Raw genomic sequence first — 13,547 nt, 5'->3', positions numbered from 1 at the left:
TATCGTGGGTACGCGTCGGCGACAGTATCTGCGGGCACTCGGCCTCGGTGGCGCCGTCTCGGTGGCCGGCTGTGCGAATCGGACCGAGGAGACCCGACCACGCCTCGGCTCGTTGACGCTCGCCACCGCCACGACCGCGTACGACAGCGGTGTACTAGCCGTCCTCAACCGAGCGTACACCGGCCGGTTCGGGTCGGGGGTCGACGCGGTTGCGCGCGGAACGGGCGCGTCGCTCCGTACCGCCCGGGACGGCGACTGCGACGTCGTCCTCGTCCACGCCCGCCCGCTGGAAGACGAGTTCCTCAGGGAGGGGTACGGGATCAATCGGCGCAGCGTGATGGTCAACGACTTCCTCGTCGTCGGTCCGCCCGACGATCCGGCCGACGTCGCCGGAAGGGGCCCCGTGTCGGCGTTTCGAGCGATTTCGGAGGCGGAAGCGACGTTCCTGTCGCGGGGCGACCGGTCGGGGACGCACGTTCGAGAGCTCCGGATATGGGAGGCGGCGGGCGTCAGTCCCGGCGGCGAGTGGTACCTCGAAACCGGCCAGGGGATGGGTGATACGCTCGTCGCGGCCCGGCAGTCGAACGCCTACACCCTCGTCGACCGCGGCACGTTCCTCGCCGTCGGCGGCGACGGCGGCCTGACGCGGCACGTCGACTTCGGGATCGACGACCCGCCGCCGCTGCTCCGAAACGAGTACGCGGTCATCCCGGTCAACCCCACCCGACACGACGTTTCGTACCCGCTCGCGATGTCCTACGTCGGGTACCTCACCGGCCCGGGACAGTCGGAGATCGAGGAGTTCCGGGTCGACGGGGAGCGGGCGTTCCGGCCGCTCGCCCGCTCGGCCGACCCCGAGTTCGACCAGTACGTGCCGAGCGACTGGCGGGAGTAGCGGCGCGAGCGCGACGACGCACCGAACGGTCGGCGGGCTTCCGCCCGCCGAGATCAGTCGTGCCGGAAGCAGCGCGACCCGGTGAACGCCATCGCCATGTCGCGCTCGTCGGCCGCGGCGATCACCTCCTCGTCGTTGACGGAGCCGCCGGGCTGGATCACGGCCTCGATGCCGGCGTCGGCCGCCTCCTCGATCGCGTCCGGGAAGGGGAAGAAGGCGTCCGAGGCCATCACGGCGCCCTCGGCGGACTTGCCCTCGGCGTCCTTCTCGGCTTTCATCGCCGCGAGCGTCACGGCGTCGACGCGGGACACCTGTCCCATCCCGACGCCGACCGTCTCGGTGCCGGTCGCGAAGAGGATACCGTTCGACTTCACGTGTTTGAGCGTCTGCCACGCGAACAGCATCGTCTCGACCTGCCCGTCGGTCGGCTCGCGCTCGGTGACGAACTCGAGGTCGTCGGCGGTCGGTGACTGCCGGTCGCGCTCCTGGACGAGGCGGCCGCCGACGATGGGTTTCTCGGTGAACCGCTCGGAGAAGCGGTCCTTGCCCTCGCCGAGCGGGCCCACGTCGAGCATGCGGAGGTTCTTCTTCTCGCGGAGCACGTCGAGCGCGCTGTCGGTGTAGCCGGGCGCGACGACGACCTCTTTGAACGAGTCCGCGACCGCGGTGGCGGTGTCGGCGTCGCACTCCCGGTTCAGGGCGACGATGCCGCCGAACGCCGACTTCGCGTCGGTCCGCAGCGCGCGGTCGTACGCGTCCGCCAGGTCCGACCCGACCGCGCAGCCCGCGGGGTTCGTGTGCTTGATCACCGCGGCCGCGGGGTCGTCGAACTCCTTGACGAGGTCGAGGGCGGCGTCGGCGTCGTTGTAGTTGTTGTACCCCATCCCCTTCGCGCCGGGGTTGCGCTGGTCGGCCTCGACGACGCTCGCCTCCTCGCAGCCGTCGTCGACGTACAGCGCGGCGTCCTGATCCGGGTTCTCGCCGTAGCGCAGCGAGGCGGTCCGCTCCTCCGAGACGAAGCGCCGCTCGGGGAAGTCGCCGCCCACGTCGCCCTCGACCGCGACGTCGACGGGCTCGCCGTCGGCGTTCCGCTCGACCGTCACGCGGTCCTCGGCGAACCAGCGGACCGCTCGCGGGTACGCCGTGAACTCCGCCTCGCGGAGGACGCGCGCCTTCAGCGAGTCGGCGTCGTCGTCCTCGTACACCGGGATCGGCTCCTGGGTGACGACCGGCCCCGCGTCGACCTCCTCGGTGACGACGTGGACCGTACAGCCGGTCGTCCGGACGCCCGCGTCGAGCACCTGCTCGTGGGCGTCCGTGCCGGGGAACGACGGGAGCAGCGAGGGGTGGACGTTCAGCGTCGTCGGGACGGCGTCGAGGAACTCGTCGGTCAGCACCCGCATGTAGCCGTCCAGACAGACCAGGTCGACGTCGTAGTCCGACAGGCGCTCGACGATCCGGCGCTCGTGCGACTCGCGCGACTCGCCCTCGTCGCGCTCGACGACCTCGGTCGGGATCCGGCGCTCGGTCGCGGCCCCCAACACGGGCGCCTGCTCGCGGTTCGTCAGGACGACCGACAGCGCCGCGCCGCCCGGCGCGGCGTCGGCGATGTGTCTGAGGTTCCGTCCCCGGTTGCTCGCGAGTCCCGCGATCTTCATGTCCGAACCCTCCGACCGATCGGGTATATCGATTGCGGTCCGCGCCGCATTCCTGTCCACGTTCACGGATCGGAACGGGGTATCGTCGCGGCGCGAGGACGCCACGGATCCACGTCCGTGCGTCGATCCATCGACACGCTTTTGCTGGCTCCGGGGGCAGTCGCGGACATGACCGACGACTTCGAACCGACGGCGGACGACGCCATCCCGGGGCTCTCTCGGTCGGACCCGCTCGCGGCCGTCTCGCCGCTAGACGGCCGGTACGCCGGTCGGACGGCGCCGCTGTCCCCGTACGCGAGCGAGGCCGCGCTGATGCGCGCGCGGACCCGCGTGGAGGTCGAGTACCTGCTCGCGCTGGGAGCGCTCGACGCGACGCCGATCGCGTTCGACGAGGCGACCGAAGCGGCGCTCCGCGGGGTTTACGAGGCGTTCGACGCCGAGGACGCGCGCCTGATCAAGGCGCTGGAGACCGAGGGCGCCGCGGGGTACGACGCGACCAACCACGACGTGAAGGCGGTCGAGTACTTCCTCCGCGTCCGGCTGGCGGAGTTCGCCGAGGACGGAGCGGACGGGGAGCGCGACGCCCCGCTCGACGACGCCGAGTCGCTGTTCCCGTGGATCCACTTCGGGCTCACCAGCGAGGACGTGAACAACCTCGCGCACCGGCTCCTCGTCAAGCGCGCGGTGAGCGAGGTGATCGTCCCCGCGGTCCGCGAGGTACGCGACGCGCTCGTCGAACTGGCGCACGAGTACCGCGACGCGCCGATGCTGGCGCGCACGCACGGCCAGCCCGCGACGCCGACGACCTTCGGGAAGGAGATGGCCGTCTACGCCGCGCGGCTCGGCCGCGCGCTGGGGCGGGTCGTCGTCGCGAACGAGGACCTCTCGGGGAAGCTCGCGGGCGCCTCGGGCACCTTCGCCGCCCACCGCGCGGCCTACCCCGACGTCGACTGGCGGGGGTTCTCCGCGTCGTTCGTGCGCGGCCTCGGCTTAGAACACACCGCGCTCGCGACGCAGGTCAACCCCTGCGACGACCTCGCGGCGCTGTTCGACGCCCTGCGGGGGGTCAACGACGTCCTCCTCGATTTAGACCTCGACGCGTGGCTGTACGTCTCCGACCGTTACCTCGGGCAGGAGGCCGTCGAGGGCGAGACCGGCTCGTCGACGATGCCGCATAAGGTCAATCCGATCGACTTCGAGAACAGCGAGGGGAACCTCTCGAAGGCGAACTCCGATCTCACCTTCCTCGCCGACTACGTGACGACCTCCCGGCTCCAGCGCGACCTCTCGGACTCCACCGTCAAGCGCAACGTCGGCGCCGCCCTCGCGCACTGCCTGATCGGCTACTCGAAGACCGCGGACGGGCTCGGGAAGGTCGTCCCGAACGAGACCGTCATGCGGGAGGAGCTGGACGCGACCCCCGAAGTCATCGGCGAGGCGGTCCAGACGATCCTGCGCCGCGAGGGCGACACGGAGGCCTACGAGCGCGTGAAGGCGCTCTCTCGCGGCCGGTCGGTGACGCTCGACGACTTCCGGGAGCTGTTCGACGACCTCGACGTCGACGACGCGGTGCGCGCGGAGCTGAAGGCGCTGAGCCCGACCGGCTACACCGGCTTCGCCGACGAACTCGTCGACGAGATCGACGAGTAGCGCCGGCGCGGGAGCGGCGGCGTGGGCGGCGTAGGCGACGGGCGGCCGGCGACGGCACAAGAGGTTTATCCCTCGACCGACGACTCGCGGCCGATGCCCTCCGAGAACGACGAGACCGAGTACTCGGTCTTCGACGACGAATCGAGCGACGAGCGGGACGGCGCGGGCGACGGCTCGGTCGAAGACGGCGACCCCGACGCCGGAGCCGACGACCGTCCCGCCTCGCTCGGCGGCGACGGCGACGACGGCTGCCCGAAGTGTGGCGGCACCGAGACGGAGACCGACGAGATCGCCACCAGCGGCACCGGGCTCACGAAGATGTTCGACGTCCAGAACCGGAAGTTCGTGGTGGTCTCCTGCGCCGAGTGCGGCTACTCCGAGCTGTACAAGGGGCAGTCGTCCGGCAACGCGATCGACTTCTTCCTCGCCTGAGTCGCCGGGGGAGCGACCGATTTTTGTCGGACGGCGAACCAGTCGCGGTATGGTCTCCCGCCGACCGCTCGCGAACCTCCCCGTCGTCGGCGTCGTCGCCGACGGCCGCACGTATCGCCGCCTCCTGTACCTCCTGGTCGCGGTCCCGCTGTGGGTCGTCTACTCGGGGGTCGCCTCGTTCGCGCTCGCGTTCGGGCTCGTCTTTTCGGTCGTCCTCGTGGGGATCGGGGTCCTGGCCGCCGCCGTCGTCGGCTCGCGGCCGGTCGCGGGCCTCGAACGGCGGCTGGCGAACCGCCTGCTCGGCACCGACCTCGTCGCGGCGGACGACATCCCCGCGGCCGCGAACGACGGGTCGACCGGCGCGATCGCGACCGTTCGCGCGTACCTCGCCGCGCCGTCGACGTGGCGCGGGCTCGGGTTCCTCTCGCTGAAGTTCTGGGTCACGCTGCTGGCGTTCGCGCCGCTCGCCGTCCTCGCGAGCGCGCTGTCCCTCGTCGCCGCGCCGGTCCGGTACCCCTACTCCCCGGAGTTCGGTGAACTGAACGGCGAACCGGTGGTGTGGACGGTCGACGCCGCGCCCGAGGCCGCCCTCGCGACGGGGCTCGGGGTCGTCGGCCTCCTCGTCGGGCTCCACCTGGCGAACCTGATCGCGGGCGGCGCTCGGCTGATGGCCGTCTCGCTGCTCGGCGGCGGAAAAGGAGACGGTGACAGCGACGCGAGCGGCCGGGCGGGCGAGAGCGAACCCGACCGTGAGCGCGTAACCGTCGACCGCGACCGCGACGGCAACACCGACGGCGACCGCGACGGCAACGACAACAGCAACACCGACGGCGACCGCGACGACGAGTCCGGAGAGACTCCCGACTCGACCGCCGACAGCTTCGAGTTCGACGCGGACCCCGCCGACCCCGACGCGAGTCCCCGCGATCCCGAGGCGGACCCGGAGGACCGCAACTAAGCTCCCCGGAGCGCTTATTCGGCTCCGAGCGTCAGTGGGCGTATGGCGCCGACGCCCGTGAGCGCGGCCGTGGGGGCGCTGCTCGCGGCCGCGCTGCTGGGGGACGCGTTCGACCGGCGCGCGGTGGCGGTCGTCGTCGCGGCCGCGGTCCTCCCCTCCCTCGACGCGGCCGCGAGCCTCGTCGTGCCGGGCGCGACGAACGCCCTCCTCCACGCCGTCTGGCCACCCCTTCTCGTCGGCGGACTGCTACACTGGGACACGGCGCTGCGCGCGGAGTCGACCCTCCGCGATCGAGGCGGCCGGCGCGCGGTCAGGATCGCGTGGGTCGCGCTCGCGTCGTTCGTCGTCGCCGGGATCGGCGCGGCGCTGTTCGCCGGCGAGGGCGCGGCGCTTTTGTACCCGCTGGAGGACGCGCGCTACGTCGTCCGCGGGCGGCTCGTGTTCTCGACGCAGGAGGGAATCGTCCAGACGTTCCTCGCGCTCGGCGGCGACGGGTCGGGAGTCCTGCCGCTCCGGACCGCCGGCGGCGCGGTCGCCGACCCGGTCGCCTCGTGGGTGAACCCCGACGGCCGTCCCGGCCTCGATCCGGGCGCCGACCGCGAGTTCCGGTTCGTCGACGGCGGGTGGCAGCTGGTCGTCGTCGCCGCCGCGGCCGCGACGCTCGCGGTCCGGTTCGGCAGCCGCGGCGGGGACGCGGCGGACGGCTCGGAGGTGGCCCGCTAGATGCCCTCGACGGCCGTTCACGCCGGGTTCGCGCTGCTGCTCGCGGCCGGGCTGCTCGGGGCGTACTACGACCGGCGCGCGCTCGCCGTCCTGCTGGTCGTCCTCGTCCTCCCGGAGGCGGACAGCTTCCTCGGGGTGGTCATGGAGGGCGCACACCGCACCGTCGGCCACAACTTCGTGTTCCCCGCGGTCGCCGCCCTGGCGCTGTACTACGACACCCGCGTCCGGGAGCGGTCGTGGGTCCGCGAGCGGCTCTCACCGCGGTGGGTCGCGGTCGCGTGGGTCGCCCTCTTCGTCCACGGCTTCGCGCACGTCGCGCTCGACTGGACCCACCTCGACGGGGTGAACGCGTTCTGGCCGCTCCGCGACCGCTTTTTCAGCCTCGACGGGGAGATACTGTACTCGACTGCCGACGGGTTCGTCCAGACGTTCGTCGACGTGCGGATCGACCCGGAGACGGGGAGCCGGACGATCGACGCGGGCGCCGGCGGCACCAGCGAGTCGGTCCACGTCAATAACCCGGTCCAGCCGCGCGACCCCGATCTCGACGTCGAGGAGCCGGTCGACCGCCGGTTCCCGGTCGCGAACGCGGGCTGGCGGCTCTACCTGATCGGGCTGGGGCTGTTCGCGCTCGGCGCCCGGCGGCTTCAGGGCGACGGCGTCGGAGACGACGGCTGACGGGGGCGAGGGAATCGAGCGACGGCGACGCCCCTAACATGGTATGACCGCAGGGTAAACGCTCCCGGACGCGTAGGGTGACGTGATGCCCACCCAACCGGACGCGGACCTGTCGGACGCGGCCGAGCCGCTGGCCGGGGAGTCGATCGCGGTCGTCGGCGCCGGCTTCGGCGGGCTCTCCGCGGCCTGTTACCTCGCGGACGCGGGGGCGGACGTGACCGCCTTCGAGCGGAACGAACACCCCGGCGGGTACGCCGGGCGGATCGAGCGCGACGGGTTCCGGATCGACACCGGCCCCTCGTGGTACCTCATGCCGGAGGTGTTCGACCGCTTCTTCGAGTTCTTCGGGCGCTCGACGGACGACTACTACGACCTGATCGAACTCGACCCCCTGTACGAGGTGATCTGGAAGGACGGCGACCGCGCGTCGATGCCGGCCGACCGCGCGGGACAGAAGGCGCTGTTCGAGTCGTACGAGCCGGGCGCGGGCGACGTCCTCGACGACTACCTCGCGGACGCCGCCGAGGCGTACGACCTCGGTATGGACCGGTTCGTCTACCCGAGCCGGTCGCGGCTGCGGGACATGATCGACGCCGACGTGTTGCGGTCGGGGCGCGCGCTCCCGAAGCTCCGCGAGATGGACGACTACGTCGGCGACTACTTCGACCACGAGAAGCTCCGCCAGATCGCGGAGTACAAGCTCGTCTTCCTCGGCGGCTCCCCGTACAACACGCCCGCGATCTACACGCTGATGAGCCACGTCGACATGAACCTCGGCGTCTATCACCCGGTCGGGGGGATCGCGAGCGTCGTCGACGCGATGGCCGACCTCGCGCGCGAACTCGGCGTCTCGATCCGGACGAGCGAGCCGGTGACCGCGATCGAACCGTCGATCGCGGCGTCGGTCCCGAAGTTCACCGTCGAGACGGAGGGTCGTGCGGAGCGCGGCGACGCCGCGGCGACGCCGTCGAGCGCCCGCTTCGACCGCGTCGTGGCGAACGCGGCCCCGCCGCACGTCGAGCGCGACCTCCTCCCCGCCGGGACCGTCGACCGCGAGTCGTACTGGGAGTCGCGGACGTACGCGCCATCGGCGTATCTCGCGTACCTCGGGGTCGAGGGCGAGGTCGACCTGGACCACCACACGCTCGTGTTCCCGACCGACTGGCGGCCTCACTTCGACGCCATCTTCGACGAGCCGGAATGGCCCGAGGACCCCGCGTACTACGTCCACGTCCCCTCGAAGACGGACCCCGAGGCGGCGCCCGACGGCCACGAGGCCGTCTTCCTGCTCGTGCCGCTGGCCGCCGGGCTGGACGACGACTCGGAGACCCGCGAGCGGTTCCGCGAGCGGGTGTTCGACGACCTGGCCGAACACGCCGGGGTCGACTTCCGCGACCGGATCGTCTTCGAGGAGACCGCCTGCGTCTCCGACTTCCGAAAGCGGTTCAACGCGCCTCGAGGGACCGCGCTGGCGCTGTCGCACACGCTCGGACAGACCGGGCCGCTCCGTCCCGCGCACCGCGCGCCCGGCGTCGACGGCCTCTACTACGTCGGCGCGTACACCAACCCCGGCATCGGGGTGCCGATGTGCCTGCTCAGCGGCGAGCACGTCGCCGAGGCGGTCGTCGAGGACGCGACCGGCGGCGGCGTGCTCCCGTCGGTCGTCCCGACGTCGACGCTGTGGTGAGCGGCCGGATCCGTTCGAGCGGCGGCGGCGGTCGCTTCCTTACTCGAACCGCGCTTCCGACCCCTCAATCGGCTCCGGCTCCTGCGCGGCGACCCAGTGCGTGACCGTGCCCGCGTCGCCGAAGAGCGGCCGCAGCGAGACGTGGGCGACGAACGGCGTCCCGTCCCGGCGGCGGTTTCGGACCTCGACCGTGACCCGCGACCACGTCGAGAGGGCCTCGCGGAAGTCGGCGCGGGCGTCGCGGAACTCGGCGCGGACATCGGCGTCCGGGTCCGCCGCCTGGAACAGGCGGGGGTTCCGGCCCCGGAGGTCGTCGAGCGCGTAGCCGGTCCAGTCGCGGAACCACCGGTTGACGTAAACGATCGGCGTGTCGCGGTACGCCGGTCCGGTGAGGGTGAGGCCGAGCGGGACGTCGTCGAACGCGCGGACGCGGTCGACCAGCATCGCGCTCCGCGCGGTCGTCGGGATCGGCGGACCGGGCCGGAACCAGGTCCGGGTCGAGCCCGCGTTCGTCGGCGAGCGCCGAGAGGCGGGTCCGAAACGAGCCGCGGTCAGCGTCGATCGCCGCGAGAACGTCGCGTCGAAGCGTCACGTTCCCGGTTGGGGGGTGGGCGACAAGCCAGTGTCGTTCGGTGACGCGAACCTGGCGTCCGGCGTCGGTCCGAGCCGAGGCGAGAGCGAGCCCGACATCCCCGCACCTGACCCCTGGTTGAAACGAACGTTATCCGTGTCCGGTCCCGAGGGGAACACGAGATGCGTACCGCAAGCGCCGCCGTCGCCCTCGCACTGCTCGTCGCGCTCGCCGGCTGCGGCGGCCTCGGCGGCGACGCCGTCGGGCCGGCCGACCCGTCGCCGTCGATCGAGTCCGTCTCCGCGCCCGAATCGCTCGAACACGACGAACGGGCGACGATCGAGGCGACCGCTCGGTGGGAGGGCCTCGCGAGCGACGCGGGCGGGTCGGCGGGCGAGAGCGGTTCGGACGCGACGCTCGATTCCGTCCGGGTGACGGTCCGGGTCGGTGACCGAACGCTGCGCTCGGAGAACCGGTCCGTCCCGGCGAACGGGACGCTGACGGTGACGGCCGAGGTCGACGCCGCGGCGCTCGCCCCGGGCGAACACGAGCTGACGGTGTCCGTCGGTGAGGCGACCGCGACCCGAGCGCTGGTCGTCGAGGAGGCTCGCGCGGCGACGTTCGCGGTCTCCGCGATCGAGGCGCCGGACAGCGTGGGGTACGGAGAGAACCTCACGGTCACGGCGACCGTGACCAACGCCGGCGATCTGGCGGGCAACCAGACCGTCCGGATCCGGTACGGGGCCGGCGCGAGCGCGAACCGGACGGTCGCGCTCGACGGGGGCGCGGCGGAGCGGGTGTCGGTCGCGTTCGCGAACGTGCGACTGGCCGGCGGCGAGCACCCGGTCGTCGTGACGACCGCGAACCAAACGCGGGAGCGGACCGTGTCGCTGGTCCACCCGAGTCCGTACGGGGAGACGACGCTCGGTCTCTACGTCGACGACGGCGCGGTCGACCGGAACGTCTCCGCGGTCGTCGCGGCCGCGACGGGCTACTGGGAGCGGAACGACGGGCGCTACCTCGGCTACCCGGTCGCCTACGAGCGGGTGGCGGACGAGGAACGGGCGGACGTCGTCCTCCGGTTCGACCGCGTGGAGCGGTGCGGCGTGGAGGACGGGGACGCGCGGTACTTCGGCTGCGCGGACCTCCTCGTCGACGAGCCGCGCACGCCGATGACCGCGACCGTCGACCCCCGGATCTCCGACGCGGACATGAACGCGACGGTCATCCACGAGCTCGGCCACGTCCAAGGGCTCGAACACGGCGAGGAGCCGGCGGGGCTGATGAACGCGACGAGCACGCTCGCGACCCACCGGCCGGTGAAGGTCCACCTGCGCGCCGAGAGCGGGGACGTGCCGACCCGGGTCGAACGCGAGGTGGCCGCGGCGCTCGACTACTTCGCCGGCCGCGACGACCTCGCCGGGAGCGACCGGTTCGCGTGGGAGTTCGTCGAGGACGCGCGCGACGCGCACGTCCAGGTCACCTTCGACGAGCGCGGCGACGTCTGCTTCGCGGACGGCGGCGGCTCCTGTACGGTCGAGGGGGAATTCTACGGCCAGCAGGACGTGCGGCTGGAGGCGTTAGACGACGAGGTCGTCGCGTGGCACGTCGGCGCCTCGTTCGCGCCGGTGCTGTTGGAGGAGGTGCCGCCGGAGCTCACGGGCGAGGCGGACCGGCGGGAGCGGGAGGCGTGGCCGGAGTGAGGCGGGCGTCGGGTGAGATCGGCCGATCGCGTGGGTCGGGCGCTCGGAGGATCGGTGGTCCGGGAACGCCGAGATTCGGGGGCGGTCGTCGAAAGAAAGTCTATACGGCCGCCGGTGTTCGCCTGTTCCATACGTGATACCTCGCGAACGAGTCGGGCGACGCGTTGCGGTCGGGAATCCGGCGGACGGTCGGAGTCCCTGCCTCGTCGGCCTCCCTGCGGTCGGCCGACTCCCTCGCGGGCGGTTCGTGGTCGCCTGCGGCGACCGCTCACCGGCGCGCCACCGAGATAACTGACGCTAATTGATTCGTCTGTACTGAGCGACGGGGTCGGTCGGACGCGACCGATCTCCTATTCGCGGAACTCCGCTTCGAGTTCCTCGGTGAAGCGGACGTACCGGCGTTCGACGCGTTCGAACTCCGTTCCGGGGATGGCGAGCGAATCGTCTATGGAACTGCTGTCGCGCACCGTCTCCTCGATCCGCTCGGTGGTGACGAGCCCCCTCGATTCGAGGCCCTCGATGGCCGCCTCGGCCGTTCCGTCGCCCCCGAGGACTCGGAGCTCCTCCGCGGGCAGGCCCTCCTCGATCATGAACTCGAACGTGTCCCGCTCGATGACCTCGCCCACCTCCAAGACCCCCTCGACGAGCCGTTCCTCGGCGTCGGTCAACACGGTCGGCTGTTCGTCTCTCGCGGCTTCACTCCAGCGTTCGTGCGGGGAGGCGAACGGAGTGGCCTCGTCTCGCCGGGAGGGAATCTCGATCCCCGAGCCCATTTCTGTGCCCCGAGGATCGAACCGTCCGCGGCCCGGGCGTTCGAAAGCGGTGTTCGAAGCGACAGAACGCTTATTCCGCGGTGATGACTACTGACTCCCATGAGCACTGGCCGAGAGATCCGCCTAATCGAGGAGGACGAGGGCGGTTGGTCGGCGATCGACCAGGAGCTGAACGTCGCCAGCCAAGGCGAGACGCGCGAGGAGGCGCTTTCGAACCTCGACGAGGCGGTCGAACTGACGAAGGAAGCCCGTGAGGCGGACACGGACGCACCCGAGCCGGACGCTCCCTGGTTCGAGGAATGAGCGGTCCGCCGCGAAACATCTCCGGCCGAGAGATCGTCAGCGTCCTCACTTCCTTCGATTACCGCAAAGACCGACAGCGCGGAAGCCACGCGATTCTGAAGTACACGAACCCCGACACCGGCGAGGTCCGAACCGTCACTGTCCCGCTACACGACCGGGTGAAGATCGGGACGCTCCAGTCGATCGCGGACCAGTGCGGCGCGGAGGACTTCGACGCGTGGTGCCGCTGGATCGACGAGCATCGCTGACGCGGCCACACGCGACCCCTTCTAGTCGCTCACTGCCTATCTCGGCGACCGTGTCGATCTCAGCGCCGTAAGAAAGCGAGGAGATGAGGCAACCGGAGGGAGCCGAATGGGCTCGCGGGGGTCCCGCGAGGGAACGAGACGAACGAAGTGAGTCGAGTGGACTCGCGGGGATTTGAACCCCGGGCCTTCCCCGTGCCAGGGGGATGATCTACCACTGATCTACGAGCCCGCGAACGCACTCGTTGGTTCCCCGGTGAATATCTTAAGGGCTTCGAATCGCGGACCCGGGGCCGCGCGCTCAGATCCGGTCGGAGTCCACGTACACGTCGAGGTCGACGTCCCGGGTCGACCCCTCTAAGTCCTGGACGGCGCGCTCGACGACGCGCTCGGCCTCGTCTCTGATCAGCGGGATCGCCTTCTTCAACACCCAGTCGAACGAGACGAGCCGCGGCAGGTCGAGCGCGTCGGGACTGGCCGACCCGGGGTCGAACTGGACTTCGAGCGCGACCTCACAGGGGTCGTCGCCGGTCGCGTCCGCGTCGCCCGTTCCGTCGGCGCCGTTCCCGTCGGACTCGTCGCCCTCGGGCGGGGTCACCCGCCAGCAGCCGCCGGCGTCGATGTCCTTCGTGATCTCCCAGTCGATCCGCTCGGGCGGCTCGACGCCGGTCACCTCCGAGCGGGCGGTGTAGGATATCTTCCACCACGCGAACGTGAGCGCGTACCGGGTCCCGGGGCCGCCGTCGCCGGTGACGGTCCGGACCTCCCGCAGGTACTCGGAGTAGTTCGCGTACCGCGGGAAATCGAGCAGGAACGCGTACACCTCCTCGGGGTCGGCGTACACCTCCGTCCGCACGACGAGTTCGTCCACGTGCGTGGGTTCGAGTGGCGCTTATTAAACCGTCCGGCGACGGTACTCGCTTAGTGGTTCTGTCGTGGTCGCTGTCAGAACTCCAGATCTTCGTTTATAAATAGTCGACGAGCGATCGACTGCGAACACCTCCAAAGCCCCAGCCGCGAGGGCGGCGCACGCTCGCTGCGGTCCTCGGTCGCTCGCTTCGCTCGCTCCCTGTGGTCCTTACATCGCCTGCGCCGCCCTCGCGGCTGCCCTTTTGAGTCCCACCCCGACCGCCCCGCACCGCAGCCTCACGCCTCCCCAGCCTCGCCGTTCGCTCCGGGCTCCCTCCGGTCGCCCGTCACTCACGGCGTCCCTCGCGCGTGCGACTCGCAGCCTGTCGGCCGCTCGTCGGCACGCGCCGCCGCACTCGATC

14 protein-coding genes and 1 tRNA gene are annotated in these 13,547 nt (G+C 71.2%); 10 read left to right on the top strand and 5 right to left on the bottom strand.

The features are described from left to right. Window positions 1-4 precede the first annotated feature (4 nt). On the top strand, window positions 5-895 hold the full coding sequence (locus tag BM286_RS09125; RefSeq protein WP_092921233.1) for a substrate-binding domain-containing protein: 891 nt from the start codon (window positions 5-7) through the stop codon (window positions 893-895). Window positions 896-948: 53 nt separating this feature from the next. Here the strand turns inward: BM286_RS09125 and purN are convergent, their stop codons facing one another. Next, window positions 949-2,553 (bottom strand): phosphoribosylglycinamide formyltransferase, encoded by a 1,605-nt coding sequence (purN, locus tag BM286_RS09120; RefSeq protein WP_092921232.1) that lies wholly within the window; start codon window positions 2,551-2,553, stop codon window positions 949-951. 168 nt (window positions 2,554-2,721) lie between these two features. On the opposite strand from purN, the gene purB reads away from it, so the two are divergent. From purB to BM286_RS09090, 6 genes are all read left to right on the top strand, one after another. Then, complete coding sequence (purB, locus tag BM286_RS09115; protein ID WP_092921231.1) at window positions 2,722-4,203, top strand: adenylosuccinate lyase; 1,482 nt, start codon at window positions 2,722-2,724, stop codon at window positions 4,201-4,203. Between the two features lie 93 nt (window positions 4,204-4,296). Continuing rightward, window positions 4,297-4,635 carry a zinc ribbon domain-containing protein gene (locus BM286_RS09110; protein WP_092921230.1) on the top strand — a complete coding sequence of 113 codons (339 nt, stop codon included), beginning with the start codon at window positions 4,297-4,299 and terminating at the stop codon, window positions 4,633-4,635. Window positions 4,636-4,684: 49 nt separating this feature from the next. Beyond that, window positions 4,685-5,593 carry a sensor domain-containing protein gene (locus BM286_RS09105; protein WP_092921229.1) on the top strand — a complete coding sequence of 303 codons (909 nt, stop codon included), beginning with the start codon at window positions 4,685-4,687 and terminating at the stop codon, window positions 5,591-5,593. Between the two features lie 42 nt (window positions 5,594-5,635). After that, window positions 5,636-6,316, top strand: coding sequence for a hypothetical protein (locus BM286_RS09100; RefSeq protein ID WP_092921228.1), 681 nt, complete (start codon window positions 5,636-5,638; stop codon window positions 6,314-6,316). After that, a complete protein-coding gene (locus BM286_RS09095; protein ID WP_092921227.1) occupies window positions 6,317-6,994 on the top strand; it encodes a metal-dependent hydrolase in 678 nt (225 codons plus the stop codon). Between the two features lie 85 nt (window positions 6,995-7,079). Then, complete coding sequence (locus BM286_RS09090; protein ID WP_092921226.1) at window positions 7,080-8,681, top strand: phytoene desaturase family protein; 1,602 nt, start codon at window positions 7,080-7,082, stop codon at window positions 8,679-8,681. A gap of 39 nt (window positions 8,682-8,720) precedes the next feature. Here BM286_RS09090 and BM286_RS09085 read toward each other — a convergent pair whose 3' ends face one another. Further along, window positions 8,721-9,125, bottom strand: coding sequence for a PAS domain-containing protein (locus tag BM286_RS09085; RefSeq protein ID WP_245779336.1), 405 nt, complete (start codon window positions 9,123-9,125; stop codon window positions 8,721-8,723). Window positions 9,126-9,434: 309 nt separating this feature from the next. Between BM286_RS09085 and BM286_RS09080 the strand changes: the two genes are divergently transcribed. Continuing rightward, window positions 9,435-10,955 (top strand): Matrixin, encoded by a 1,521-nt coding sequence (locus tag BM286_RS09080; protein ID WP_092921225.1) that lies wholly within the window; start codon window positions 9,435-9,437, stop codon window positions 10,953-10,955. A gap of 350 nt (window positions 10,956-11,305) precedes the next feature. On the opposite strand, the gene BM286_RS09075 is transcribed toward BM286_RS09080, so the two are convergent. After that, the gene (locus BM286_RS09075; protein ID WP_245779335.1) at window positions 11,306-11,728 is read right to left on the bottom strand and encodes a hypothetical protein; all 423 of its coding nucleotides are present in this window, start codon (window positions 11,726-11,728) and stop codon (window positions 11,306-11,308) included. Between the two features lie 99 nt (window positions 11,729-11,827). On the opposite strand from BM286_RS09075, the gene BM286_RS09070 reads away from it, so the two are divergent. After that, on the top strand, window positions 11,828-12,031 hold the full coding sequence (locus tag BM286_RS09070) for a type II toxin-antitoxin system HicB family antitoxin (RefSeq protein ID WP_092921224.1): 204 nt from the start codon (window positions 11,828-11,830) through the stop codon (window positions 12,029-12,031). Continuing rightward, the gene (locus BM286_RS09065; RefSeq protein ID WP_092921223.1) at window positions 12,028-12,279 is read left to right on the top strand and encodes a type II toxin-antitoxin system HicA family toxin; all 252 of its coding nucleotides are present in this window, start codon (window positions 12,028-12,030) and stop codon (window positions 12,277-12,279) included. The genes BM286_RS09070 and BM286_RS09065 overlap by 4 nt, the downstream gene beginning before the upstream one ends. 157 nt (window positions 12,280-12,436) lie before the next feature. On the opposite strand, the gene BM286_RS09060 is transcribed toward BM286_RS09065, so the two are convergent. After that, window positions 12,437-12,508, bottom strand: a tRNA-Ala gene (locus BM286_RS09060). Between the two features lie 69 nt (window positions 12,509-12,577). Beyond that, window positions 12,578-13,147 (bottom strand): SRPBCC family protein, encoded by a 570-nt coding sequence (locus BM286_RS09055; protein WP_092921222.1) that lies wholly within the window; start codon window positions 13,145-13,147, stop codon window positions 12,578-12,580. Window positions 13,148-13,547: the final 400 nt, after the last annotated feature.

This window comes from Halorubrum sodomense (assembly GCF_900111935.1).
In the GTDB taxonomy this organism is placed as follows: domain Archaea; phylum Halobacteriota; class Halobacteria; order Halobacteriales; family Haloferacaceae; genus Halorubrum; species Halorubrum sodomense.
Note: the sequence above shows the minus strand (reverse complement) of the source record. Positions and strands in the feature narration are given on the sequence as shown.